This window comes from Micromonospora sp. NPDC050695, assembly GCF_040654415.1.
Lineage (GTDB): Bacteria > Actinomycetota > Actinomycetes > Mycobacteriales > Micromonosporaceae > Micromonospora.
In genome coordinates this window covers 210,762-235,510 of the sequence record NZ_JBFAHZ010000003.1, presented here as the reverse complement: position 1 = coordinate 235,510, position 24,749 = coordinate 210,762, and the positions used below count along the sequence as shown (strand labels likewise).

Annotated in this window: 21 protein-coding genes; 12 read left to right on the top strand and 9 right to left on the bottom strand. The window is 71.8% G+C overall.

Annotated elements, in window-relative coordinates; all coding sequences use genetic code 11:
• Nucleotides 1-71: 71 nt before the first annotated feature.
• On the bottom strand, nucleotides 72-908 hold the full coding sequence (locus AB0H52_RS03875; protein ID WP_357945067.1) for a hypothetical protein: 837 nt from the start codon (nucleotides 906-908) through the stop codon (nucleotides 72-74).
• 175 nt (nucleotides 909-1,083) lie between these two features.
• Nucleotides 1,084-2,931, bottom strand: a complete 1,848-nt coding sequence (gene ilvD / locus AB0H52_RS03870) for a dihydroxy-acid dehydratase (protein ID WP_278123808.1) — start codon at nucleotides 2,929-2,931, stop codon at nucleotides 1,084-1,086.
• A 111-nt stretch (nucleotides 2,932-3,042) separates the two neighbouring features.
• Here ilvD and AB0H52_RS03865 point away from each other — a divergent pair, with 111 nt between their 5' ends.
• From AB0H52_RS03865 to serA, 5 genes are all read left to right on the top strand, one after another.
• A complete protein-coding gene (locus tag AB0H52_RS03865) occupies nucleotides 3,043-5,415 on the top strand; it encodes a bifunctional diguanylate cyclase/phosphodiesterase (protein ID WP_357945064.1) in 2,373 nt (790 codons plus the stop codon).
• A gap of 188 nt (nucleotides 5,416-5,603) precedes the next feature.
• The gene (locus tag AB0H52_RS03860) at nucleotides 5,604-7,487 is read left to right on the top strand and encodes an acetolactate synthase large subunit (RefSeq protein ID WP_151490558.1); all 1,884 of its coding nucleotides are present in this window, start codon (nucleotides 5,604-5,606) and stop codon (nucleotides 7,485-7,487) included.
• A gap of 82 nt (nucleotides 7,488-7,569) precedes the next feature.
• Complete coding sequence (gene ilvN, locus AB0H52_RS03855) at nucleotides 7,570-8,085, top strand: acetolactate synthase small subunit (protein WP_151490559.1); 516 nt, start codon at nucleotides 7,570-7,572, stop codon at nucleotides 8,083-8,085.
• A gap of 62 nt (nucleotides 8,086-8,147) precedes the next feature.
• A complete protein-coding gene (gene ilvC, locus AB0H52_RS03850) occupies nucleotides 8,148-9,161 on the top strand; it encodes a ketol-acid reductoisomerase (RefSeq protein ID WP_357945060.1) in 1,014 nt (337 codons plus the stop codon).
• A gap of 499 nt (nucleotides 9,162-9,660) precedes the next feature.
• Nucleotides 9,661-11,259, top strand: coding sequence for a phosphoglycerate dehydrogenase (gene serA, locus AB0H52_RS03845; protein ID WP_151490561.1), 1,599 nt, complete (start codon nucleotides 9,661-9,663; stop codon nucleotides 11,257-11,259).
• Nucleotides 11,260-11,344: 85 nt separating this feature from the next.
• Here the strand turns inward: serA and AB0H52_RS03840 are convergent, their stop codons facing one another.
• Together AB0H52_RS03840 and AB0H52_RS03835 are read right to left on the bottom strand one after the other, a co-directional pair.
• The gene (locus AB0H52_RS03840) at nucleotides 11,345-11,701 is read right to left on the bottom strand and encodes a hypothetical protein (RefSeq protein ID WP_151490562.1); all 357 of its coding nucleotides are present in this window, start codon (nucleotides 11,699-11,701) and stop codon (nucleotides 11,345-11,347) included.
• 402 nt (nucleotides 11,702-12,103) lie between these two features.
• Nucleotides 12,104-12,952, bottom strand: a complete 849-nt coding sequence (locus AB0H52_RS03835; protein WP_151490563.1) for an FAD:protein FMN transferase — start codon at nucleotides 12,950-12,952, stop codon at nucleotides 12,104-12,106.
• Nucleotides 12,953-13,172: 220 nt separating this feature from the next.
• On the opposite strand from AB0H52_RS03835, the gene AB0H52_RS03830 reads away from it, so the two are divergent.
• Nucleotides 13,173-14,204, top strand: coding sequence for a 3-isopropylmalate dehydrogenase (locus tag AB0H52_RS03830; RefSeq protein ID WP_357945055.1), 1,032 nt, complete (start codon nucleotides 13,173-13,175; stop codon nucleotides 14,202-14,204).
• Between the two features lie 153 nt (nucleotides 14,205-14,357).
• Nucleotides 14,358-15,455, top strand: coding sequence for a branched-chain amino acid aminotransferase (locus AB0H52_RS03825; protein ID WP_151490565.1), 1,098 nt, complete (start codon nucleotides 14,358-14,360; stop codon nucleotides 15,453-15,455).
• A gap of 53 nt (nucleotides 15,456-15,508) precedes the next feature.
• Here the strand turns inward: AB0H52_RS03825 and AB0H52_RS03820 are convergent, their stop codons facing one another.
• The 4 genes from AB0H52_RS03820 to AB0H52_RS03805 form a co-directional block, all read right to left on the bottom strand.
• Nucleotides 15,509-16,255: a tyrosine-protein phosphatase gene (locus AB0H52_RS03820; protein WP_357945052.1), complete on the bottom strand. Its 747-nt coding sequence runs from the start codon at nucleotides 16,253-16,255 to the stop codon at nucleotides 15,509-15,511.
• Between the two features lie 56 nt (nucleotides 16,256-16,311).
• Nucleotides 16,312-16,770, bottom strand: coding sequence for a PRC-barrel domain containing protein (locus tag AB0H52_RS03815; protein ID WP_151493038.1), 459 nt, complete (start codon nucleotides 16,768-16,770; stop codon nucleotides 16,312-16,314).
• A gap of 116 nt (nucleotides 16,771-16,886) precedes the next feature.
• Nucleotides 16,887-17,417: a carboxymuconolactone decarboxylase family protein gene (locus AB0H52_RS03810; RefSeq protein WP_151493039.1), complete on the bottom strand. Its 531-nt coding sequence runs from the start codon at nucleotides 17,415-17,417 to the stop codon at nucleotides 16,887-16,889.
• A 3-nt stretch (nucleotides 17,418-17,420) separates the two neighbouring features.
• Nucleotides 17,421-17,624 (bottom strand): hypothetical protein, encoded by a 204-nt coding sequence (locus tag AB0H52_RS03805; protein ID WP_151493040.1) that lies wholly within the window; start codon nucleotides 17,622-17,624, stop codon nucleotides 17,421-17,423.
• 316 nt (nucleotides 17,625-17,940) lie between these two features.
• Between AB0H52_RS03805 and cimA the strand changes: the two genes are divergently transcribed.
• Complete coding sequence (gene cimA / locus AB0H52_RS03800; protein WP_357945047.1) at nucleotides 17,941-19,524, top strand: citramalate synthase; 1,584 nt, start codon at nucleotides 17,941-17,943, stop codon at nucleotides 19,522-19,524.
• A 41-nt stretch (nucleotides 19,525-19,565) separates the two neighbouring features.
• Here cimA and AB0H52_RS03795 read toward each other — a convergent pair whose 3' ends face one another.
• A complete protein-coding gene (locus AB0H52_RS03795) occupies nucleotides 19,566-20,588 on the bottom strand; it encodes an endonuclease/exonuclease/phosphatase family protein (protein WP_357945045.1) in 1,023 nt (340 codons plus the stop codon).
• Nucleotides 20,589-20,893: 305 nt separating this feature from the next.
• Between AB0H52_RS03795 and AB0H52_RS03790 the strand changes: the two genes are divergently transcribed.
• The 4 genes from AB0H52_RS03790 to AB0H52_RS03775 all read left to right on the top strand — a co-directional run bounded on the left by AB0H52_RS03790 (nucleotide 20,894) and on the right by AB0H52_RS03775 (nucleotide 24,724).
• Nucleotides 20,894-21,403 carry a hypothetical protein gene (locus AB0H52_RS03790; protein ID WP_151493043.1) on the top strand — a complete coding sequence of 170 codons (510 nt, stop codon included), beginning with the start codon at nucleotides 20,894-20,896 and terminating at the stop codon, nucleotides 21,401-21,403.
• A gap of 305 nt (nucleotides 21,404-21,708) precedes the next feature.
• Nucleotides 21,709-22,758, top strand: a complete 1,050-nt coding sequence (locus tag AB0H52_RS03785; protein ID WP_151492557.1) for a MoxR family ATPase — start codon at nucleotides 21,709-21,711, stop codon at nucleotides 22,756-22,758.
• A gap of 17 nt (nucleotides 22,759-22,775) precedes the next feature.
• Nucleotides 22,776-23,768, top strand: a complete 993-nt coding sequence (locus tag AB0H52_RS03780) for a DUF58 domain-containing protein (protein ID WP_192580465.1) — start codon at nucleotides 22,776-22,778, stop codon at nucleotides 23,766-23,768.
• Complete coding sequence (locus tag AB0H52_RS03775; RefSeq protein ID WP_151492554.1) at nucleotides 23,765-24,724, top strand: VWA domain-containing protein; 960 nt, start codon at nucleotides 23,765-23,767, stop codon at nucleotides 24,722-24,724. Before AB0H52_RS03780 ends, AB0H52_RS03775 begins: the two co-directional genes overlap by 4 nt.
• Nucleotides 24,725-24,749 lie beyond the last annotated feature (25 nt).

The window sequence follows — 24,749 nt, the reverse complement described above, 5'->3', positions numbered from 1 at the left end:
GACGAGCGGGTGGACACGGCACTGCCCGGCGGGCGCGCCTGCGCGCCCGCCGGGCAGTCTTCCGGTCCTGATCAGTTGCTGCCGGTCAGGCCCTGCAAACCCTTGAGCATCTCGGCGAAGTCGAGGGTTTCCGCCGTCGGCGGCGTCTCGATGGTCACCGCCTTGCCGTAGTCGGTGTAGTCCATCACCAGGTCGCCCAGCGGGCCCATCTTCAGGGCCGCCCGGCGGGGCCGGTACTGCTCGTCGACCCACAGGTCGGTGGTGATGTCCTTGACGCCCATCTTGGTCATCTGCTGCTCGACGCCCGCCCGCAGCTTCGCGTCGAGCTGAGCGAGGTAGGTCGCCATCGGCGTGGTGACGGTGTAGTGGACGGTGGCCGCCCCGTTCACCGTCTCCTGCCCGAGCACCTTCGTGCCCTCGGCGGCGAGCAGCGTCTTGACCTGCTTGGTCGGATCGATGTCCTCGAGCTGCTTGCCGAAGTCCATCCCGGCCTGCTCGCCGGCGGCGCTCAGGTCCATCTTCATCCAGCGCTTGCCGTTCATCCCCGCGCGGTCCTTCGCCGGAATCTCGACGTAGATGACCGCGCCGACCATCCGGACGACCGTCGCGGCACCCTTCGCGTCCGTCGCCGTCATCTCGGCCTTGACCGGGTCGCCGAGGTCCAGGACGCCCTTCATCGAGACCTTCTCGCCGCCTGCGGTGCCCGACATCGTCACGGTCACCGAGTCGCTCTTGTCGGTGGCCTCGACGGTCTTCTGCAGCGACCCCTTCAGGTCACTGGCCAGCAGCTCCAGGACGCTGGGCTGCTTTGGCGACTCGGACCCGCCGGACGTCGTGGCGCACGCGGAGACAGCGAGCGCGGTGAGCGCCGAGACCGCCACCGCCACGGACTTCTTGCCAACTGACACGTACACGCCTCTTTCCCGCAGAAATCCGGGCTTTCCCCGAATCGATCGACGACACGCTAGCCCACGGGACCGACATTCGCGGACCGTGTTTCGCCGACGACGTCAGCGATGGTGGGGTGTCCGATCCATTCGGATACCCCACCATCGGCGATCCACTGTCGAGCGCGCGGGCCGATTACTCCGGGACACGGCGGTAGGCGCCGTCGCTGGCCGAGGTGGCCATCGAGGCGTACGCGCGCAGGGCCGCCGAGACCGGGCGCTGCCGGTCGGTCGGGGTGTACGGCTTGTCGCGCTTCTCCTCGGCGACCCGGCGCGCCTCCAGCTCGTCCTGCGGGACGTTGAGGGAGATCGACCGGCCGGGGATGTCGATGACGATCTCGTCGCCCTCGCGGACCAGGGCGATCAGTCCTCCGGAGGCGGCCTCGGGGGAGGCGTGGCCGATGGAGAGCCCGGAGGTGCCGCCGGAGAAGCGGCCGTCGGTGAGCAGCGCGCAGGACCGGCCCAGTCCGCGTCCCTTGAGGAACGAGGTGGGGTAGAGCATCTCCTGCATGCCGGGGCCGCCCTTGGGGCCCTCGTACCGGATCACCACGACGTCGCCCGCGACGATCTCCTTGGCGAGGATCGCGGTCACCGCGTCGTCCTGCGACTCGTAGACCTTCGCGGGTCCGCGGAAGGTCAGGCACTCCTCCGGAACGCCGGCGGTCTTCACGACGCAGCCGTCCGGGGCGAGGTTGCCGTGCAGGATGGCCAGGCCGCCGTCGGCGGAGTACGCGTGGTCGCGGTCGCGGATGCAGCCGCCGGCCGCGTCGGTGTCCAGCGACGACCAGCGGTTGGTGGTGGAGAACGGTTCGGTGGTGCGGACCCCGCCGGGTGCGGCGTGGAACAGCTCGACGGCGGTCGGGGTGGGTGAACCGCCGCGCACGTCCCAGTCGGTCAGCCACTGCGCCAGCGAGGGCGAGTGCACGGCGTGCACGTCCCGGTTGAGCTGCCCGGCCCGGTCCAGTTCGCCGAGGATCGCGGGGATGCCGCCGGCCCGGTGCACGTCCTCCATGTGGTAGTTCGGCGAGTTCGGCGCGACCTTGGCGAGGCAGGGCACCCGCCGGGAGATCGCGTCGATGTCGGCGACGCCGAAGTCCAGTTCCGCCTCGCGGGCCGCGGCGAGCAGGTGCAGCACCGTGTTGGTGGAGCCGCCCATCGCCACGTCGAGGGCGACGGCGTTCTCGAACGCGGCCTTGGAGGCCACCGTGCGGGGCAGCACCGAGTCGTCGTCACCGTCGTACCACCGCTTGGCGATGTCGACGACGGTGCGGCCGGCCTCGACGAAGAGCGACCGGCGCGCGGCGTGGGTGGCCAGCGTCGAGCCGTTGCCGGGCAGCGCCAGGCCGATCGCCTCGGTGAGGCAGTTCATCGAGTTGGCGGTGAACATGCCGGAGCAGGAGCCGCAGGTCGGGCAGGCGGAGCGTTCGATCTCGCCGAGCTGCTCGTCGGTGACCGACTCGTTCGAGGAGGCGATCATGGCGTCGATCAGGTCGATCTTGCTGTGCACGACGCCCTCGATCGCCATCGTCTTGCCGGCCTCCATCGGGCCGCCGGAGACGAAGACGGTCGGGATGTTGAGCCGCAGTGCGGCCAGCAGCATCCCCGGGGTGATCTTGTCGCAGTTGGAGATGCAGACAAGGGCGTCCGCGCAGTGCGCGTTGACCATGTATTCCACGGCGTCGGCGATCAGCTCGCGGCTGGGCAGCGAGTAGAGCATCCCGCCGTGGCCCATCGCGATGCCGTCGTCGACCGCGATGGTGTTGAACTCCCGACCCACGCCGCCGGCCTCGGCGACCGCGTCGGCGACCAGGCCGCCCATGTCCTTGAGGTGTACGTGACCGGGCACGAACTGGGTGAAACTGTTGGCGATGGCGACGATCGGCTTACCGAAGTCGTCGTCGGTCATCCCGGTGGCCCGCCAGAGGGCCCGGGCGCCGGCCATCGTCCGACCGTGCGTGGAGGTCTTCGACCGCAGCTCAGGCATACGTATCAGCATGACACCGCCGCCGCACCCACCGACGGGCGTGTGTGCCGTGTCCCAACAGATGCACACCTGGTCCCCCACGGCGAGCGGTCATCCGGCACTCTGGAGGACGTGCATCTCCCCCCGGGCATGGTCGCGGTCGCGGCGCTGAGCGGGCTCGTCGCCGCAGCGGCCGCCGCCCTGCTGGCCGTGGTCGCCCGCCGTCGCACCGGACCGCGCCGGCCGGCACACGTGCTGCTCGCGCTGGCCGCCGGGATGTCCCTGCTCAGCCTCATGACCGGGGTGGTGGCGGCGCTCGCCGCGAACGAACACTGGGTCCACGAGCAGGGGCAGCGCACCGGATGGGCCACCGTCGCGGCGATCGGCACCGCGGTGAGCGGGTTGGCCTTCGCGGCCGGTCTGCTCCGGCTGCCGGGGGTGGCCGCCACCGGCGCGGGCACCGCCCGCCTCGCCCTGGACGGCCTGACCATGGCGGCCGCGCTGTGGTTCGTCGGCTGGGTGCTCTTCTCCGAGCCCACCCGACTGCTCGGCGACGCCACCCCGATGGCCTGCCCGGCGATCCTGGTCGCCACGGTGAGCGCCGCGCTCGGCGCCGGGCTCGCCGTGATCGTCATCTTCCGCGCCGCCGCCCCGCGCCGGCGGCTGGCCGCGCTCGGCGCCGGTATCAGCGGGGTGAGCTGCGGCGGTCTGGGTCTGAGCGCGGGGCTCTGCCAGGACGGCCCGGTGCTGGCGCTGACCGGGGCGGCGGTGCTCGCCGCCGGCCTGCTGACCGTCGCGCTCGCGGTGTACCGGGCCGACCGGCCGGGGCAGGTCGAACTGGACCTGATCGGTCGCGACGGGGAGTACGCGCTCGCCCCGATGCTGGCGATGGCCGCCTCGGCGATGTACCACCTCCTCCAGGACGGCCGGTTCACGGCAGCGGGCATCGTGGCCGGCAGCGTGGAGGGCTTCGCCCTGGTGGCCCGGCAGTACCTGACCCTCAAGGACGTCCGGGACTACGCCGGCCGGCTGGCCGAGCGGGAGGCGCACTTCCGCGAGCTGGCGCACACCGACCCGTTGACCTCGTTGGCCAACCGGCGGGGACTGCTGCGCGCCCTGCACGACAGCGCGGCGGCGGGCACCCCGTGCGTCCTGCTCGGTCTGGATCTGGACGGCTTCAAGCACGTCAACGACATGCGCGGCCACGACGTGGGCGACGCCGTGCTGGCCGAGGTTGGCCGCCGGCTGCGCGGCAACCTGCGTCCCGGTGACGTGGCGGCCCGGCTCGGCGGCGACGAGTTCGCCGTCCTCATGGCGGGTCGGCCGGCCGACGCGGATCGGGTCGCCGAGCGGCTGCTCGGGGTGGTCAACCGGCCGTACGACCAGCCGGAGGGGCCGGTCTTCCTGTCGGTCAGCATCGGGGTGGCCGGTTGGGCCGGCGAGCCCGACGTGGAGCTGCTGCTGCGCCACGCCGACCTGGCGCTGCGCTACGCCAAGCAGCGCGGCAAGAACCGGATCGAGCGCTACGACGCCACCTACGACCAGTTGCTGCGCCGGCGTACGACGTTGGAGCACGAGATGCGCGGCGCGATCGACCGCGACGAGCTGCGGCTGGCCTTCCAGCCGGTGGCCTCGCTGCCGTCGGTGCGTCCGGTGGGCGCCGAGGCGCTGCTCCGTTGGCATCATCCCGAGCTGGGCAACATCCGCCCGGACGAGTTCATCCCGCTCGCCGAGGAGTGCGGGATGATCTCCACGCTCGGCGCCTGGGTGCTGCATCAGGCCTGCTACCAGCTCTCCCGCTGGTTGGCCGACGGGCACGACGTCTGGGTGTCGGTGAACGTGTCCCCGCGCGAGCTGCACGCCCCGGAGTACGTGGTGCAGGTCGCCGAGGCGCTGCGCGCCCACCACGTACCGCCGCAGCGGCTGGTGCTGGAGGTCACCGAGCACGCGGTCGCGACCGACCTGGACGAGCTGATCCGCCGGCTGACCGCGCTGCGGCTGACCGGTGTGCGGATCGCGTTGGACGACTTCGGCGCCGGCTATTCGTCGTTGGGGCAGCTGCGTCGCCTGCCCATCGACATCCTCAAGATCGATCACAGTCTGGTCGCCGAGCACGAGCCGGTCCACCCGGTCGGCCAGGACGGCCCCGCGTTCGCGCCGATGGTCGACATCGTGATGCGGCTGGGTCACCAGTTGGGGCTGGAGGTGATCGCCGAGGGGGTGACCACGCCGACCGAGCTGGCCGCGGTGGTGGCCGCCGGGTGCCGGTTCGGTCAGGGTGCGCTCTTCGGCTGGGGTGTGCCGGCCGAGCACCTGGAGGCGATGCTGGAGGCGGCGACCTCGCCCGGTGCGCGTCCCGCGCCGCTGCCCACACCACGCCGGTCCGCGGGCCGGTCTGGGCAGGTCACACCGGCTGGTGATGGCGCGCCGAAGGCCGACGCGCCGTCCTCCGTTGACCAACATGTGAGATCAGTTGACTCATCGCGTGAGATGCGTCAGGCTTAGCCGCATGTCGTCGTACCGGTCGCTGCGAGTACTTACCTGAGCGCACTCTCCGTCATCGAGAGTGCGCTGGCCCCGTGCATCTGCACGAGGGCCGTTTTTATTGCCGTCGGAACCTGTCGCGACGGGCGCCCGCCCGAGTCGCATCGCTGAACCAGCCCCAGCCGCTCCAGCCGAAGGCCAGAACCGCCATGACGAGACCCACGCCCGAGACCCTCGCCCACACCGCCCGGCGGGCCCGCGCGGCCGCCGAGCCGGCCAGCGACGTCGACCCCGCCACCACGCGCGCCGCGGCCATTCCGGCCACCCCGGCGGTACGCCCCACCGCTCCGGCTCAGGTCTCCGGCGCCGGCTCGCTCGTGCGGTCCCTCGAGGCGCTCGGCGTCGACGTCGTCTTCGGCATCCCGGGTGGCGCGATCCTGCCGGCGTACGACCCGCTCTACGACTCCACCGTCCGGCACATCCTGGTCCGCCACGAGCAGGGCGCCGGGCACGCGGCGACCGGGTACGCGCAGGCCACCGGCAAGGTGGGCGTCTGCATGGCCACCTCCGGGCCGGGTGCGACCAACCTGGTCACGCCGATCGCCGACGCGTACATGGATTCGGTGCCGATGGTGGCGATCACCGGCCAGGTGGCGCGCCCGTCGATCGGCACCGACGCCTTCCAGGAGGCGGACATCCAGGGCATCACCCTGCCGATCACGAAGCACAACTTCCTGGTGCAGACCGCCGAGGAGATCCCGCAGGTGCTGGCCGAGGCGTTCCACCTGGCCAGCACCGGGCGGCCCGGTCCGGTGCTGGTCGACATCCCCAAGGACGTGCTCCAGGCGCCGACGACCTTCTCCTGGCCGCCCACCCTGGATCTGCCCGGCTACCGACCCACCCTGCACCCGCACGGCAAGCAGATCCGGGAGGCGGCCCGGCTGATGGCCGCCGCCCGTCGGCCGGTGCTCTACGTCGGTGGCGGGGTGCTCAAGGCCGGCGCCACCGACGGGCTGCGCCGGCTGGCCGAGCTGACCGGCATTCCGGTGGTCACCACGCTGATGGCGCTCGGCGCGTTCCCCGACTCGCACCAGCAGCACCTGGGGATGCCGGGCATGCACGGCACCGTCTCCGCGGTGTACGGCCTGCAGAAGGCGGATCTGATCGTCGCCCTGGGCGCGCGGTTCGACGACCGGGTCACCGGCAAGCTGGACTCGTTCGCCCCGGACGCGACGGTGGTGCACGCCGACATCGACCCGGCGGAGATCGGCAAGAACCGGCACGCGGACGTGCCGATCGTGGGCGACGCCAAGCACGTCATCGACGAGCTGATCGCCGCGGTGACGGTCGAGCGGTCGGCGGGGCGCAGCACCGACCTGGGGGGCTGGTGGACCCAGCTGAACGACCTGCGTGACCGCTACCCGCTGGGTTACGACGAGCCGTCCGACGGCACCCTGTCGCCGCAGTACGTGATCAAGCGGCTCGGCGAGATCGTCGGCCCGGACGCGATCTTCGTGGCCGGTGTGGGCCAGCACCAGATGTGGGCGTCGCAGTTCATCTCCTACGAGAAGCCGTACACCTGGTTGAATTCCGGCGGCCTCGGCACGATGGGTTACGCGGTGCCGGCGGCGATGGGCGCCAAGGTCGGCAAGCCGGACACGGTGGTGTGGGCGGTCGACGGTGACGGCTGCTTCCAGATGACCAACCAGGAGTTGGCGACCTGCGCGCTGGAGGGCATCCCGGTCAAGATCGCCCTGATCAACAACGGCAATCTCGGCATGGTCCGGCAGTGGCAGACGCTCTTCTACAACGAGCGGTACTCCAACACCGAGCTGGGCACCCACAAGCACCGCATCCCCGACTTCGTCAAGCTCGCCGAGGCGTTGGGCTGCGTGGGGCTGCGCTGCGAGACGGCCGACGACGTGGACAAGACCATCGCCGCCGCCATGGAGATCAACGACGCCCCTGTGGTGATCGACTTCGTGGTCGGCAAGGACGCCATGGTCTGGCCGATGGTCGCCGCCGGCACCAGCAACGACGAGATCATGTTCGCCCGTGGCGTTCGCCCGGCCTTCGACGAGGACGACATCTGACCATGAGTGAACGAAGCGAACGAATCATCAAACTCCGTGCTGCGCATGGTCATGCCAGGACCGAGCGAAGCGAGGCCACCGCATGACCATGCACACGCTCTCGGTGCTCGTGGAGAACAAGCCCGGCGTCCTCGCCCGGGTCTCCGGCCTGTTCTCCCGGCGCGGATTCAACATCGACAGCCTCGCCGTCGGCGAGACCGAGAACCCGGACGTCTCCCGGATCACCATCGTGGTCAACGCGGAGTCGTCCCCCCTGGAGCAGGTCACCAAGCAGCTCAACAAGCTGGTCAACGTACTCAAGATCGTTGAGCTGGATCCGCAGGGCTCGGTGGCCCGGGAGTTGCTGCTGGTGAAGGTCCGCGCCGATCGGTCCGCGCGAGCCCAGGTGCTGGAGACGGTCAACCTGTTCCGCGCCCGGGTGGTCGATGTCGCACCGGACACACTGACCATCGAGGCCACCGGCACCCATGACAAGCTCGACGCGTTGCTGCGCGACCTCGAGCCCTTCGGCATCAAGGAAATGGTCCAGTCCGGGCTGGTGGCGATCGGGCGCGGCTCGCGTTCGATCACCGCTGGTCCCGCGCTGCGGGCCGCCTGAGCCGACCCATCCGCACCAACCACGACGGGCCGACCGGGCCGTCGTACCGAAAGGGAAGTTCCATGAGTGTTGAGGTGTATTACGACGACAACGCCGACCTCGGCCTGATCCAGGCCAAGAAGGTCGCGGTGATCGGCTACGGCAGTCAGGGACACGCCCACGCGCTGTCGCTGCGCGACTCCGGCGTCGACGTGGTGATCGGTCTGCCGGAGGGCTCGAAGAGCCGTCCCAAGGCCGAAGAGCAGGGCCTGCGGGTGGTCACGCCGGCGCAGGCGTCCGCCGAGGCCGACGTGATCATGGTGCTCGCCCCGGACACCGCCCAGCGCAAGATCTACGAGGAGTCGATCGCCCCGCACCTGGCCCCCGGCAAGGCCATCTTCTTCGGCCACGGCTTCAACATCCGCTACGGGCTGATCAAGCCCCCGGCGGAGGTCGACGTGGCGATGGTCGCGCCGAAGGGCCCCGGTCACCTGGTGCGTCGCCAGTACGTCGACGGCAAGGGCGTGCCCGTCCTGGTCGCCGTCGAGCAGGACGCCAGCGGCACCGCGTTCGCGCTCGCCCTGGCGTACGCCAAGGCGATCGGCGGCACCCGGGCCGGCGCGATCAAGACCACCTTCACCGAGGAGACCGAGACCGACCTCTTCGGCGAGCAGGCGGTGCTCGCCGGCGGCGCGACCGCCCTGGTGCAGGCCGGTTTCGAGGTGCTCACCGAGGCGGGGTACGCCCCGGAGGTGGCCTACTTCGAGTGCCTGCACGAGCTGAAGCTGATCGTCGACCTCATGTACGAGGGCGGCATCGCGAAGATGCGGTACAGCATCTCCGACACCGCCGAGTACGGCGACCTGTCCCGTGGCCCGCGCATCGTCGACGCCCGGGTCAAGGAGGAGATGCGCAAGATCCTCGATGAGATCCAGTCCGGCGAGTTCGCCCGCGAGTGGGTGGCCGAGGACGAGGCGGGCCGGCCCAACTTCGCCAAGTGGCAGGCCGAGGGTGCGGCGCACCCGATCGAGGAGACCGGTAAGAAGCTGCGCGGCATGATGAGCTGGGTCGACCGCCCGATCACCGAGACCGCCTGACCCGTCCCACCGAACCAACGGTCCACCGACGGCCGGCGACCCAGCGCTCTCCCCGGCGCGGGTCGCCGGCCGTCGGCCGTCGTGCTGCCGCGCCGCATCCGGCGCAGCACGCGACGCCGGATGCTCACCTGGTGGGACCGGGTGACCAACGCCTCGGCGGCGTCGGACCGATCCGCGCGAGATCGACGCCGGTCAGCCGTTCGAGCAGCGTGCGGCGCACGACGAACGGCACGGGGGGCTCCTCCCGCCGGGCAAGTGCCCCCGGTCGTGGCGTGCGCGGGCAACCATGTCGGTCCGGTGAACGGCCGATGTCCGTCGCTCGACCGGGCGTGTGAGAGCCCTCACCCCGCAGACCCGAACATGCCGGCCAACGAGGCCCCTACGATCGCGGGTAGGTGCGCAGAGCCGGCACCTGACGGCCACGGCACGGACCAGCGCGGGGCGCAGTGCGGCGCCTCACCGCCCGAGCCGATCGCAAACACGACCTCTACGAGGACCGATGAATCCTGTCGTACTGATCGCCGAAGAACTCGCCCCCGCCGCCATCGAGGTGCTCGCCCACGACTTCGACGTCCGTCACGTCGACGGCACCGACCGTCCGGCCCTGCTCTCGGCGCTCTCCGAGGCCGACGCCGTCATCGTGCGCAGCGCGACCCAGATCGACGCCGAGGCGATCGCCGCCGCGCCGCGGCTCAAGGTGGTCGCCCGCGCGGGCGTCGGGCTGGACAACGTCGAGGTGCCGGCCGCCACCGCCCGTGGCGTCATGGTCGTCAACGCACCCACCTCGAACATCGTCTCCGCCGCCGAGCAGGCCGTCGCGCTGCTGCTCGCCGTGGCCCGCAACACCGCGAGCGCCAGCGCCGCGCTCAAGGCGGGGGAGTGGAAGCGGTCCAAGTACACGGGCGTCGAGGTGCAGGGCAAGACCGTCGGTGTGGTCGGGCTCGGCCGCATCGGCGTGCTCTTCGCGTCCCGCATCGCCGCGTTCGGCACCCGGCTGATCGCGTACGACCCGTACATCCAGCCGGCGCGGGCCGCGCAGCTCGGCGTCCGTCTCGTCGGGCTGGAGGAGCTGCTGCGGGAGAGCGACTTCATCTCCATCCACCTGCCGAAGACCCCCGAGACGGTGGGCCTGATCGGTGAGAAGGAACTGGCGATCGTCAAGCCGGGCGTGCGCATCGTCAACGCCGCCCGCGGCGGCCTCGTCGACGAGCAGGCGCTCGCCAACGCCATCGCCGAGGGCCGGGTCGCCGGCGCGGGCGTGGACGTGTACGGCAAGGAGCCCTGCACGTCCTCGCCGCTGTTCGCCTTCGACAACGTGGTGGCCACCCCGCACCTGGGTGCCTCCACCAATGAGGCGCAGGACAAGGCCGGTCTCGCCGTGGCGAAGAGCGTCAAGCTCGCGCTGCAGGGCGAGTTCGTTCCGGACGCGGTAAACGTGCAGGCCGGCGGTGTCGTCGCCGAGGACGTACGCCCGCTGCTGCCGCTGGCCGAGAAGCTCGGTCGGGCGTTCACCGCCGTCGCCGGCGGCGTCGCCGCGAGCGTCACGGTCGAGGTCCGCGGTGAGATCGTCGCGCACGACGTGTCGGTGCTCAAGCTCGCCGCGACGAAGGGCCTGTTCAGCTCGGTGGTCGAGGAGCAGGTCACCTACGTCAACGCGCCGCACCTGGCCGCCGAGCGTGGCGTCGAGGTCACCCTGGCCAGCCTCGCCGAGACGGCGGAGCAGCCCACCCTGGTCACGGTGCGCGGCGCGCTGCCGGACGGCCGGACGGTCAGCGTCTCCGGCACGGTCACCCACTCGGGTGCCCGCGACGTGCTCAAGCTGACCGAGGTGGACGGCTTCGACGTGGAGATCGGCGCGGAGGGCATCCTGCTCTTCCTCCGCTACGCCGACCGGCCGGGCGTCGTCGGCACCGTCGGCACCCTGCTCGGCGAGTCGGGCATCAACATCGCCGCCATGCAGGTGGCCCGGCGCGAGGCGGGCGGTGAGACGCTGATGACGCTGACCGTCGACCAGGCGCTCGGCGCCGACCTGCTCACCTCCGCCGCCGAGTCGATCGGCGCGACGGCGGCCAGCGCGGCGGACCTGCGCGACGAGTAGTCACACGGCAGCACCACGGGGGGCCCGGCGATCCGCTGGGCCCCTTGTCGCACCCGGGGTGGGGTGTCCCGCCGCCCGGGTCCGCTCAGCCGGGCATCCGGGCCGGCGGCGGGTAGACCGAGCCGTCCTGCGGGTCGAAGAGCATCAGCCCGTGTTCGCCGGCCAGCCGCTCGATGTCCAGCAGCACCTGGTCCGCACAGGTCGGATGCAGGTTCAGCTCGACGTGGTCGTGGGCGGCGTGCAGTGGTGCCACGGCCCACGGGCTGTCCGGGCCGGGGTGCCGGTCCGGGTAGGAGGCGGTGATCGCCCGGTAGAAGGCGACCACTCGCGGGTCCGGGTAACGGTCCACGTGCCGCCCCTGCCGGCAACCCTCGACCGCTGCCCGCACGTCCTCGGGCGTCGCCCCGTCCTCCAGGGCCCACACACTCAGATCGAAACTCACGGCGGACAGCGTGCCATCCGCCGTTCACCATGTCGAAACTGCCTCGCCGCAGGCCAATCGCTGATCCGCCACACTCCGTCCGGGACGGTCCGCTGTGGAGACTCTTGCGTCGAGTTGCGTCGATTCGCTAGCGTACGACTGCGGTCACTGGCCGAGTTCGCGGCACCGGCCCGTCTTCGGGTGGCGCGGTCGACGTCCGGCCCCGACCGGTCCGCACCCCTCGATTGTGCGAGCCACGCGCACTCGTCGCTGATCGGCCCCCACGGCCGTTGCCGAGGCTGTGGGGGCCGATCGCAAGGCCCGACCGGCCGGCCGAGGTGTGGCCGCGATCCCCGACCCGCCCGAGCGCCGGTCATGGCCGGAGCGCCGCGGGGAGACGGCGCTCGTGTGGCGACGTGGGGCTCAGCGCCGGTGGGCGAAGAGCGCGCGGTAGTCGGAGTTTCCCCGGAACCACGTGAGCCCGGTGCTGCCGGCCGCGTACAGCGCGGTGGCGTAGGCGTCGGCGACCGTCAGGTCAGGCCCGACGACGGTGGCGGCGACGAGTTGGTTGGCCGGCTCGCCGGTGTGCGGGTCCACCACGTGCCCCTGCCGCCCGGTCACGCCGGAGGTGCCGACCGCGCCGGCGGTCATCTCCAGCACCAGCGGCGCGCGCTCGGGCGCCGTCGGGTGGTGGACGGCCACCCGCCACGGTCCGCCGTGCGGTGCGTGGCCGCGGACCACCAGGTCGGCGCCGGTGAGCACGGCGTAGTCGTGGACGCCGGCGGCGCGGAGCCGCTCGGCGGCGCGTTCCACGGCCCAGCCGCCGAGCAGCCCACCCGGATCGAAGCCACCGGGGACCGCCCAGGCGTCGAACCATCCGTCGGTGGCCGCGCGCATCGCGGCGCAGCGGTCCACCAGGTCGGCCAGCGGGGGGTACGAGTCGGGGCTGATCTCACCTCGGCGCAGCCGCGAGACCAGGCTCTCCGGTCGGTTCGGGCCGTAGGTGAGGTCGATGGCACGCAACTCGGCGACGCTGTCCCGCAGAGCCTCGCCGACGCCCCGGTGGCCGAGCCATCCGGGGGCGTTGAGGATCAGGGTGTACTCGGCGGTGCCGGTGCGTACGGTGTGCCGGACGGCGATCCGGCCCGGGGTGGCGCCGGCCGGGTCGATCCGGTGCCGCCGGCCGCCGAGCCGGAGGTCCGGTCGACGGTTGCGGAACGCTGACGGGTCCGGCCAGCGGGTCCGCGGCTGCTCGTCGATGCGCATCGGCATCTGCCCCCTCGCAGTTGGCGCCGCGTCGTCGCGACGCCCGTTCGCGGGCCCCCGTGACCCGCCGACCCTCACCCTAGGCAGCGGAGATGATCGCCCCATGAGTCTTGGCTGAGAGGGTGCTGTGCATCCGGGATTCCCAAATATTGGAAGCATCGTACCGGGAGGCGAGACAGGGACGTACCGTTGCCGGACGGGCAGTCGAAGCGTAGGGAGTGCGGGCGTGGCGCGGATCGCGGTGGTGGCCGGAGACGGCATCGGGCCTGAGGTGGTCGCGCAGGCCCGCAAGGTTCTCGACGCGGTGCTGCCCGGCGTGCAGGCCACCGAGTACGACCTCGGCGCCGCCCGCTGGCACCGTACCGGAGAGGTGCTGCCCGACTCGGTCCTGGCCGAGCTCGCCGGGCACGACGCGATCCTGCTCGGCGCGGTCGGTGACCCGACCGTCCCGCCGGGCGTGCTGGAGCGCGGACTGCTGCTCAAGCTCCGGTTCGCCTTCGACCAGTACGTCAACCTGCGCCCGTCGCGGCTCTGGCCCGGCGTCGCCGGCCCGCTCGGCAACGTCAAGCCGGGCGAGGTCGACCTGGTCGTGGTCCGCGAGGGCACCGAGGGCCTCTACGCGGGCGCGGGCGGTTCGCTGCACCGCGACACCCCCGCCGAGGTCGCCACCGAGGAGAGCCTGAACACCCGGCACGGCGTCGAGCGGGTGATCCGCGACGCGTTCGCCCGGGCCGGTCGCCGGGAGCGCCGCAAGGTCACGCTGGTGCACAAGACCAACGTGCTCACCCACGCCGGGTCGCTGTGGGCGCGCACCTTCGACGCGGTGGCCGCCGAGCACCCGGACGTCGCCACCGAGTACCAGCACGTCGACGCCGCCGCGATGTTCCTGGTCACCCAGCCCCAGCGCTACGACGTGGTGGTCACCGACAACCTCTTCGGCGACATCCTCACCGACATCGCCGCCGCCGTCACCGGCGGTATCGGGCTGGCCGCCAGTGGCTGCATCAACCCCGAGGGGGCGTACCCCTCGATGTTCGAGCCGGTGCACGGCTCCGCGCCGGACATCGCCGGTCAGGGCGTCGCCGACCCGGTCGCCGCGGTGCTCTCCGTCGCGCTGCTGCTGGAGCAGCTCGGGCACGTCGACGCCGCGGCCCGGGTCAATGCGGCGGTCGCCGCCGAGCTGGCCGGCCGGACGCCGGGCGTATCGTTGCGCACCACCGAGGTCGGCGACCGGCTCGCCGCCCACGCCGTAGCCTGACCGCCCCGGCCCTCGACGACCAGGTGTCGGCCGGGCCGGGCATGGCCCGCCCGAGCGGCGCTACCCGCTGAACGACCGTTCGGGGTAAGTTTCTGGCACAGCCATGTCGGTGTGCGATCCCGCATGCCGTTGTCCCGCAGGGAGGTCAGCGCGATGAGCGGTGGTGACAAGCTCGACTTCGAGATCCGTCCGAATCCCGCGCCGGTATCGGCCGCCGACCGGGCCGCCCTGCTGGCCAACCCCGGGTTCGGCCGCGTGTTCACCGACCACATGGTCACCGTCCGGTACGCCGACGGCAAGGGCTGGTACGACGCCCGGGTGGAGGCGCGGGGGCCGATCCCGATGGACCCGGCCAGCGCGGTTCTGCACTACGCGCAGGAGATCTTCGAGGGGCTGAAGGCGTACCGGACCGCCGACGGGGGCGTGACCATGTTCCGGCCGGACGCCAACGCCGCCCGGTTCGTCACGTCGGCGCAGCGGATGGCGATGCCGGCGCTGCCGCCCGAGGTCTTCGTCGACTCGCTGCACAAGCTCATCGAGATCGACCGGGAGTGGATCCCGACCGGCGAGGACGGCAGCCTCTACCTGCGGCCGTTCATGTTCGCCAGCGAGGTCTTCCTCGGCGTCCGCCCGGCCAACGAATACCTGTACATGGTGATCGCCTCGCCGGTCGGGGCGTACTTCACCGGCGGGGTCAAGCCGGTGACCGTGTGGGTCTCCCCGGACTACACCCGGGCCGCGCCCGGCGGCACCGGGGCGGCCAAGTGCGGCGGCAACTACGCCGCGTCCCTCGCCGCTCAGGCCGAGGCCATCGAGGCCGGCTGCGACCAGGTGGTCTTCCTGGACGCGGTGGAGCGCCGCTTCGTCGACGAGCTGGGCGGCATGAACGTCTTCTTCGTCTACGACGACGACTCGGTGGTCACCCCGCCGCTGACCGGCACGATCCTGCCGGGCATCACCCGCGACGCGATCATGACGCTGGCCGGCGAGGCCGGGCACCGGGTCGAGGAGCGGCCGGTCACGTTCGCCGACTGGCAGGCCGACGCGGCCAGCGGCCGGCTCCGCGAGGTCTTCGCCTGCGGCACTGCCGCCGTGATCACCCCGATCGGCGGCGTCCGATTCCCCGACGGCGAGTTCCTCATCGGCGGCGGCGAGCCCGGCCGGGTGACCATGTCGCTGCGCCAGCAGCTGGTCGACATCCAGCGGGGCAAGGCCGCCGACCCGCACGGCTGGGTGCACCAGGTCCTCTGACGTCCGCCGCTGACCGGCCCGTCCCGGACGGACGGGCCGGTCAGCGCGGCGGTCTAAGCCTCGTCGAGCAGATGCTCGCGCAGGGCCGCGAGCTGCGCGTCGGTCACCCCGGCGTGCCGCAGGTACGCCTCGATCGAGCCGTGCCCCGCGCGCAGCTCGTCCAGGAAGATCTGCATCGCCTCGGCGGGCGAGGCCAGGAACGGCGCCGGCACGTCCGCCCCGCCGGGCGTGGTCTCGGCCAGCCAGGCACTGAACCGGGCGGACGCCTCGCTGCTCAGCGCGTAGTCCGCGGCGATGTCGGCATCGTCGACGCCCAGCACGGCGAGGGTCAGCGCGCACACGATGCCGGTGCGGTCCTTGCCGGCGACGCAGTGCACCACCACCGGGGCGTTGGTGGAGTCGGCGATCAGCCCGACCGCCTCGGCCAGTCCGGCGGTGCCGGTCTGTGCCAGGTCGGCGTAGCGGTCCGCAAGGTAGCGGGCCAGGCTGGCGCCCTCCTCGTGCGGCGTCTCGGCCCAGTCCGTGTGCTCCGGGTGGATGTGCCGGTAGACCAGCCCCTGGTACGCCGGCACCCGACCGTCGCGCTGCACCTCGGTGGGGCGGCGAAGGTCGATGACGGTGCGGATGCCGATCGCGGCGAACGCGTCGCGGTCCTGCTCGTCGAGGCGGTGCAGGGAGTCGGACCGGTAGAGCCGGCCCCGGCGTACGGTGCGGCCGTCGTGGCCGACATAGCCACCGACGTCGCGGAAGTTGAAGGTCGCGGGCAGCGGGATGTGTCGGTTGTCGTCGATGGCGTCCACGGTGACACGGTAACGGCCGGCGCGGCTTTACCCCCACCGGCCGTCGGTCCGATCGACTATCGGGCCGTTCCGGGCGGGAGTGCCCCGTACGTCTCGTCGTAGTAGCCGCCCAACTGGTCCCGGTAGGCCGGGTCGCTGTGGCTGGTCTCGTCGTACTCCGGAGCGGCCTTGATCTGGTCGCGGGTCCGGTCGACGGAGACGGTGCGCTGGTCGTGGTCGACCTGGTTGACCGTGCCGGCCGGCAGCATCACCTTCTTGCCGAAGATCCACGGACCGGTGTCCACCACCAGGTAGCTGCCACCCACCTCGTGGCTGGCGCTGTCGATCTTGCCGATCCCACCGTCGGTCGCCTCGACCTTGTAACCGACCAGGTCGGCGTCGGCCACCCCGGCCTGGTCGCGGTAGCGCCAGGGGTCGAAGGCCCCGGCCGGCGCTCCGCCGGGGACGGTGCCCTGGTCGCCGCCACGCAGCGGGTCCGGCCCGGCGTGGGCGGCGTGCGGGTCGATCCTGTCCATGCCGTTCACTCCTGACTGTCGCCGATCACCTCGGCGGCGGTGGGTGCGGTGCGTCCCCGCAGGAGCTACCCGGCCGTAGCGGCCCGGAAACGGCGACCAGCGGGCGTACGCGCGCGTCAGGTCAGCGCGGCCTCGGCGTCGAGCGTGACCGCGGCCGCGTGCACGACGGCGGAGATGCGCAGCGCCTCGTGGATCTGCTCCGGGGTGAAGCCGGTGGCACGCAGCCTCTTCTCGTGCGTCTCGAGGCAGATCCCGCAGCCGTTGATCGCCGACACGGCGAGGCACCACAGCTTGAAGTCGCCCTTGTCCACGCCCGGCCTCGCGGTGATCTGCATCCGCAGTCGGGCCGGCATCGAGGCGTACTGGTCGTCGCCGATGAGGTGCGTGGCCCGGTAGTAGATGTTGTTCATCGCCATGATGGCGGCGGCACCCTTGGCGGCCTCGACGCCCTCCGGTCCGAGGTGACCGAGCGCCTCGGCGGCGATCTCGCGGAGCACCACCGGGTTGCGGGCGGCGACCGCGCAGGCCAGCGCCGTGCCCCACGCCTGCACCGCGCTCAGCGCCGAGGTGCCGATGGTGGAGTCGAGGTTGAGTCGGATGTCCCGGGCGTACTCCGGAAGGGCCGCCCTGATCGCGCCGAGGCCCATGGTTCAGACCCCGCTGCCGAGGAGCTGTGCGTCCCGGTCGACGGCCTCCGCCGGGCTGATGGAGGCGCGCTCCACCGGCCCGACGGAGACCGGACGCCACGTGCCCTCGTGGGACGTGTGGTTGATCGTCTCGGACGCGTTGTTGGCGCCCCGCGATACGCCGGCGAAGAGTCCGTGCTCAGGTAAGCGGTCACTGACGGTGAGCACGCGTCCTCCTTGCGGATGGCGCGGTGGCCATCCTCGGATCCGTTCCAGATGCTGCCGCATGGCTGCTCCTGCCGGTGCGCGGCCTGATGGCTTGTGAAGCCGATCACGAGTGACGGTTCTGAATGAACGAACCCTCAGTCACCGTCCCGGCATGTGGGCAGTATCTCCCAAAAGCGGGGAAGGGGTGGCAGAGTAGCCGTCGTGACCAGCACCGACCTGATTATTGCGACCTAGCGCGCCGGCTCTCCCCTCCGCCGAGCGCGCAGACCTCCCGCATCCGCGGGAGGTCTTTTTGTTGCTCCGAGAAAGGATCCTGATGACGTTCCAGGTCTACGACACGACGTTGCGCGACGGCGCCCAGCGCGAGGGGCTCACCTACTCGGTGGTCGACAAGCTGGCGGTGGCCCGGCTGCTCGACGAGTTCGGCGTCGGCTTCATCGAGGGCGGCTGGCCGGGAGCGGTGCCCAAGGACACCGAGTTCTTCCGGCGGGCGCGCACCGAGCTGACCCTGCGGCACGCCGTACTCGTCGCGTTCGGCGCCACCCGCAAGGCCGGCGTCGCGGTCGCCGACGACCCCCAGGTGCGCGGCCTCCTGGACGCGCAGACCCCGGCGGTCGCCCTGGTCGCCAAGGCCGACATCCGGCACGTCGAGCGTGCGCTGCGCACCTCCGGCGCGGAGAACCTCGCGATGATCCACGACACCGTCACCCACCTTGTCCGTGAAGGGCGGCGGGTCTTCGTCGACGGCGAACACTTCTTCGACGGCTACCGGCACGACCCGGCGTACGGCGCCTCCGTGGTGCAGACCGCGCTCGCCGCCGGCGCCGAACGCATGGTGCTCTGCGACACCAACGGCGGCATGCTGCCGTCCCAGGTGACCGCCGTGATCCTCGACCTCACCAACCGGCTCGGGATCGACCCCGCAGTGTTCGGTATGCACGCCCAGAACGACACCGCATGCGCCGTGGCCAACACGATCGCCGCCGTCGAAGCGGGCGTCCGCCACGTCCAGGGCACCGCCAACGGGTACGGCGAACGCCCCGGCAACGCCGACATCTTCGCCGTCGCCGCCAACCTCCAACTCAAGCTGGGTATGCCCGTCCTACCGGACGGCTGCCTGGAACAGATGGTGCGGGTCTCGCACGCCATCGCCGAGATCGCCAACATCGCCCCCGACACCCACCAGGCGTACGCCGGGGCCGCAGCATTCGCTCACAAGGCGGGGCTGCACGCGAGCGCGATCAAGGTCGACCCGTTGCTCTACAACCACGTGGACCCGTCGGTGGTGGGCAACGATATGCGGATCCTGGTAACCGAGATGGCCGGCCGGGCCAGCGTCGAGCTCAAGAGCCGTGAGCTCGGCCTGGACCTGGCCGGCCGTCCGGAGGCGCTGACCCGGGTCACCAAGCGGATCAAGGAACTGGAGGCCGATGGCTGGTCCTTCGAGGCCGCCGACGCCTCGTTCGAGCTGCTCGTCCGCTCCGAACTGCCGGAGGGCGGCCCGGCCCGACCCTTCACCCTGGAGTCGTACCGGGTGCTCGTCGAACACCGCGAGGACGGGGCCGTGGTCTCCGAGGCGACCGTGAAGATCCGCGTACGCGGCGAACGCGTGATCGCCACCGCCGAGGGCAACGGCCCGGTCAACGCCCTGGACGAGGCGCTGCGGGTGGGGCTGGCCCGGCACTATCCACAGTTGCGTGACTTCGAGCTGGCCGACTACAAGGTGCGCATCCTGGAGGGCAACCACGGCACCGGCGCGGTCACCCGGGTCCTGCTGGAAACGGCCAACGGCACCGGCCGCGACTGGACCACGGTAGGCGTCCACCCCAACGTGGTGGAGGCAAGCTGGCACGCCCTGGTGGACGCCCTGACCTACGGCCTAGCCCCCACCCGCGTCTGACAGCCTTCGCGATCTTGCACCTTCTGTCGTTGATTCACGGCTTATGCGCGGGCAGGAAGTGCAAGATCGCGAGGGGTGGGGAGAGTGAGGGTGGTGAGGACTGGGCGGTGGTCGCTGTTGGGGAGGGTGTGCACGCTGAGCGCGCGGACGGCGATGCGGCGGTCGACAAGCACGTGGTCGATCGTGACCGGGGGGATGAGATCGCCGTCGTACGGGCCCCAGGTGCCGGTCAGTCCCTCACCGGTGGCGTCGGCGGCGTCGACGTAGCCGGTGCGCAGCAGGGCGCGCAGCGGACTGTGGTCGAGAGTGGAGTTGAAGTCCCCGGCGAGGATTCGCAGTTCCCCATCCGGGGTGGCCGGTGGCTGGGCGGTCAGGTCGGCCCGCCAGGCGTCGACCTGATCCACTGCGTACGGTGCCGAGGGGTGGGCCGACTCGACGCGAACCGGAGGTGCGCCGGGGACGGCCAGCGTGCCGTACGCCTGGCTGAAGCCCCAGCCGCCACGGTTGTTCCGGATGCCGGCACCGCTGATCGGCCAGCGTGCGTAGAGCCCCGACCCGGGGGTGCCGTCCTGGGGGTTGAGCTGCCGGTGGGGGAGTAGTCGGTCGAGGCCGAGCCGGTCCAGGGCGGCCTGCGCGTCCGGGGTGAACTCCTGCACGGTGAGCACGTCGACGTGGTGTGTGCGGACCAGGTCGACGAGGGTCCGGGCGTCCCCGGCGCCGGCGAGTAGGTTGGCCGTGAGCAGTCGGACGGTGGGGCCGGTCGCCGCCGGTTGCGGGGCGGCCAGCGCCCGGGGCGCGACCACGCCGAGCAGCGCCACGGCGGCCAGTGCCGCGACCGCCGCCGACCACCAGCGCCGCAGGGCGACCGCGAGGGCGAGGGCCAGCACGCTCCATCCCGCAACGTACGGGGTGAAGGCGAGTGCCTGCACCAGCGGCCCCCGGTCGAGGCCGGCGATCCGGATCGCGGCCCAGGCGGCCACCGGTCCGACCGCCAACCAGCTGAGGACGGTGCCGACCCGCCGGAGGGGGCGTCGGAGCGGCGCGGTCGAGGTGTCGACGATCATGGCGGTCAGCCTAGTGGGAGCGGTCGACGCATTTCATGAATGGTGGTGCGCTCACCTTTCACAATTGACTGACGGCTGACCGACAGCTCACTAAATTGTGATCAACTATTGACGCCCGGCTTTTTATGGTGCTACGTTCCATCTGGTCTAAACGACGCAACTCTGAGTAGTAACCCCAGCTCAGGCGGGATGTGGATCGTCGAGGAATCCACTTCCTTTATCCGTCGTAAACCTATTTTCAGGCAATCATCCGTCCCGCCCCGCGGGTCGGCCGAATTCGCACGGTCACACAAGGGGGACCTGTCATGAACACATCCTTCCGACGTAAGGCGGCGGCGGTCACGTTCGCCGTCCTGGCGCTGACCCTAGCCGGGGGCGGGATCGCTGTTGCCCAGCCCTCGGCGAAGGCGCCGCAGCAGGCTGTCCAGCCGACGGCGAAGCGCGTGGACAACCAGCCGCCGGTGACGGCCGAGTCGGCGCGTAAGGCGCAGGCCGCGCTGAAGGCCGGTGGGGCCACCACCCTGGTCGCCACCACCGTCTACACGGTCGTCAACTCCAACGGCACCAAGGCCCGCGGCACCGGCACCGTGCTCAAGTACGGCCCCGGACAGTACGAGGTGCAGTTCGGCTACACCGTGTCGGCCGGCGCCTTCCTGGCGACCATCTCCCGCTCCGACTCCTGCTGCATCCCGCCGGCCGGAGAGGTCTCGGTCGCCCCGCGGCTGAGCACGCCCAACGCGGTCTTCATCCAGACCCGCAACTCGTCCGGCACCCCGGCCGACCTGGGCTTCACCCTGCTCACCCACACTCCCTGACGGAGTAGGGCCCGGCCCCCGCGTCTCGTACGCGGGGGCCGCACCCGTGCCCGCTCACCGTAGGCCGAGGCCGACCCGCCGGGTCGTCGACCGGCTAGCGCCTGGTCGGCCCGTCGGGTCGTCGACCGACTCGTGCCTGGTTGGCCCGCCGGTCCTTGACCGACTCGTGTCCGTCGTGTCCCTGCTGACCGGCTCGTGCCGGTCGTCCCCCGTCCGGGCGGTGCATCCCCGTCCGGCCCGCAACGGACCCGTCCGGCGCTCACAATCCGACGTTTGCCGGCCCCCCGCCACGGGAAGCAAGCACCGTGACGGACATCTCGGACACCCTGGCCAGCATGCCCAGCCCGGTCGATCAGGAACCGACCGGCGTCGAGCTGGAACAGACCCTCTTCGAGGTCAAACGCGTGATCGTCGGGCAGGATCGGCTCGTCGAACGCCTGCTCACCGCACTGGTCGCCAATGGGCACTGCCTCCTGGAGGGGGTGCCCGGCGTGGCCAAGACGCTCGCCGCGCAGACCCTGGCCACCGTGGTCGGCGGCACCTTCGCCCGGATCCAGTTCACGCCGGACCTGGTGCCCTCGGACATCGTCGGCACCCGGATCTACCGGGCCTCGAAGGAGACCTTCGACATCGAGCTGGGCCCGATCATGGCCAACCTGGTACTGGCCGACGAGATCAACCGTGCCCCGGCCAAGGTCCAGTCGGCGTTGCTGGAGGCCATGGCCGAGCGGCAGGTCTCGATCGGCGGGCGCAGCTGGCCGGTCCCGGCGCCGTTCCTGGTGCTGGCCACCCAGAACCCGATCGAATCCGAGGGGGTCTACCAACTCCCCGAGGCGCAACGCGACCGGTTCCTCATGAAGGTGGTGGTCGACTACCCCAGTGACGCCGACGAGCTGGCGATCCTCTACCGGATGAGCACCGACCGGCCGACCCCGCGCCGAGTGCTCGACGCGCAACGGCTGCTCGACCTGCAGGCCCGAGCGGAACGGATCTTCGTCCACCACGCCCTGGCCGAGTACGTGGTCCGGCTCATCCTCGCCACGCGTGACCCGGGCCGGTTCGGACTGGCGGAGATCGCGCCGATGCTCGCGTACGGTGCCAGCCCGCGGGCCACCCTCGGCCTGGTCGCGGCCGCCCGGGCCCAGGCGCTGTTGCGCGGGCGGGAGTACGTGCTGCCCGAGGACATCCGCGAACTGGCCGTCGACGTGCTCGCCCACCGGCTGGTGCTCTCCTTCGACGCGGTGGCCGACGGAGTGTCGGCCGAGAGCGTGGTCCGGCGACTCGTCGAGGCGGTGCCACCGCCCCGGCTGGCGAACGGACACCCGCAGCAGACCCCCGACCTGGCGACGGCATGAGACGCGCGAGTGTCGCCGTGCCGGCCGACCCCGGACTGGTCGAGCTGGCACCGGATCAGCGGCTGCGTCGCCTGGAGTTGACCGTCACCCGCCGGCTGAACGGCCTCCTGCACGGCCAGTACCGCGGTCTGCTGCCCGGCCCGGGCAGCGAACCGGCCGGCAGCCGGGAGTACCGGCCCGGCGAGGACGAGGTTCGCCGGATGGACTGGGCGGTGACCGCCCGGACCGCGGTGCCGCACGTCCGGCAGGTCGACGCCGACCGGGAACTGACCACCTGGCTGCTGGTCGACGCCAGCGCCAGCATGGAGTTCGGCACCGCCGAGCTGGACAAGCGCGAACTGGCCGTGGCCGCGGTCGCGGCGATCGGTTTCCTGACGGCCGGTGTCGGCAACCGCCTCGGCGCGCAGGTGTTGAGCGCCGACGGGGTACGCCGATTTCCGGCGCGCAGCGGGCGTACCCATCTGCTGGGCCTGCTGCGCGCGTTGCTGGCGGCCCCGCGTGCCACCGCGCCCGCCGACCGGTCGGGGCGCGGGCGGTCGGCGCAGCCGGAACTGGTGGACGGGCTCGACGCGCTGCACCGGACCGCCAACCGGCGGGGGCTGGTCGTGGTGGTCTCCGATTTCCTCGACGGTCTGCCCGACGACCCGGGCCAGCCGCCTCCGTGGGAGCGGACCCTGCGCCGGCTCGCCGTGCGGCACCAGGTGCTGGCGATCGAGGTGACCGACCCGCGCGAGTTGGAGCTGCCGGACGTCGGCATCATCACGCTGGTCGACCCGGAGACCGGCCGGCACCGCGAGGTGTGCACATCGGACCGTGGGCTGCGGGAACGGTACGCGGAGGCGGCCGTCGCCCAACGCGACCAGGTGCACCAGGCGCTGCGTCGCAGCGGGGCCGGCCACCTGGCGTTGCGCACCGACCGGGACTGGAGCGCGGACATCGTCCGGCACGTGCACGCCCAGCGCCGGATGGCCGCCGCGCCCGCCGGGGCGGCCCGGGGAGGTGCCGCGTGATCTGGCAGTCGCCGCTGCGTCTCTGGCTGCTCCTCGGGGTTCTCGCCCTGGTCGTCGCGTACCTGGTCGTGCAGCGGCGACGCGGCCGCTACGCGGTCCGCTTCACCAACCTGCGGCTGCTGGACCGGGTGGCGCCGCAGCGACCGGCCTGGCGCCGGCACGTCCCGGCCGGCCTGTTCCTGGCCATGCTGGCCCTTCTCGTGGTCGGCTTCGCCCGGCCCACCGCCGAGGTCCGGGTGCCCCGGGAACGTGCCACCGTGATGGTGGCCGTCGACGTGTCCACCTCCATGCTCGCCACCGATGTGGATCCGGACCGGCTGGCCGCGGCCAAGCAGGCGGCCCGCCGCTTCGTCGAGGGGCTGCCCGACGAGTTCAACGTGGGCCTTGTCGCGTTCGCCGGCAGCGCCGCGGTCCTGGTGCCCCCGGGGACCGACCGGGACGCCCTGGACGAGGGGATCGACCGGCTCGCCGAAGGGGTCACCGGGGTGCAGGGCACCGCGATCGGCGAGGCCATCAACACCTCGCTGGGCGCAGTGAAGGGGTTGGACAGCCAGGCGGCGAAGGAGCCGCCGCCGGCCCGGATCATCCTGCTCTCCGACGGGGCCAACACGTCCGGGATGGACCCGATGGAGGCGGCCGCGGACGCGGTCGCGGCGAAGGTGCCGGTGCACGCGATCTCCTTCGGCACCCCGTCCGGGTTCGTGGACCGGGGCGGGCGGCCGATCCAGGTGCCGGTCGACGGGCAGACCCTCAGGGCGGTCGCCGACGAGACCGGCGGGATGTTCCACGAGGCCAGCACCACCGACGAACTGCGCGCCGTCTACGACGACATCGGCAGCTCGGTCGGCTACCGCACCGAACGGCAGGACGTGTCGGCGCGGTTCATCGGCCTCGGACTGGTGTTCGCGATGGGTGCCGCCGCCGGCTCGATGCGGTGGTTCTCCCGACTGCCCTGACCGCCGCGCTCAACCGACGTCGACC

Bases quoted from the DNA above. Each gene is read 5' to 3' on its own strand.
- ilvC (WP_357945060.1), top strand. From the start codon at position 8,148: ATGAGTGTTGAGGTGTATTACGACGACAACGCCGACCTCGGCCTGATC.
- AB0H52_RS03810 (WP_151493039.1), bottom strand. From the start codon at position 17,417: ATGGGCCTCGGCGCGATCAGGGCGGCCCTTCCGGAGTACGCCCGGGAC.
- cimA (WP_357945047.1), top strand. From the start codon at position 17,941: ATGACGTTCCAGGTCTACGACACGACGTTGCGCGACGGCGCCCAGCGC.
- AB0H52_RS03825 (WP_151490565.1), top strand. From the start codon at position 14,358: ATGAGCGGTGGTGACAAGCTCGACTTCGAGATCCGTCCGAATCCCGCG.
- AB0H52_RS03835 (WP_151490563.1), bottom strand. From the start codon at position 12,952: ATGCCGATGCGCATCGACGAGCAGCCGCGGACCCGCTGGCCGGACCCG.
- AB0H52_RS03795 (WP_357945045.1), bottom strand. From the start codon at position 20,588: ATGATCGTCGACACCTCGACCGCGCCGCTCCGACGCCCCCTCCGGCGG.
- ilvN (WP_151490559.1), top strand. From the start codon at position 7,570: ATGACCATGCACACGCTCTCGGTGCTCGTGGAGAACAAGCCCGGCGTC.
- serA (WP_151490561.1), top strand. From the start codon at position 9,661: ATGAATCCTGTCGTACTGATCGCCGAAGAACTCGCCCCCGCCGCCATC.
- AB0H52_RS03860 (WP_151490558.1), top strand. From the start codon at position 5,604: ATGACGAGACCCACGCCCGAGACCCTCGCCCACACCGCCCGGCGGGCC.
- AB0H52_RS03815 (WP_151493038.1), bottom strand. From the start codon at position 16,770: ATGGACAGGATCGACCCGCACGCCGCCCACGCCGGGCCGGACCCGCTG.
- ilvD (WP_278123808.1), bottom strand. From the start codon at position 2,931: ATGCCTGAGCTGCGGTCGAAGACCTCCACGCACGGTCGGACGATGGCC.
- AB0H52_RS03790 (WP_151493043.1), top strand. From the start codon at position 20,894: ATGAACACATCCTTCCGACGTAAGGCGGCGGCGGTCACGTTCGCCGTC.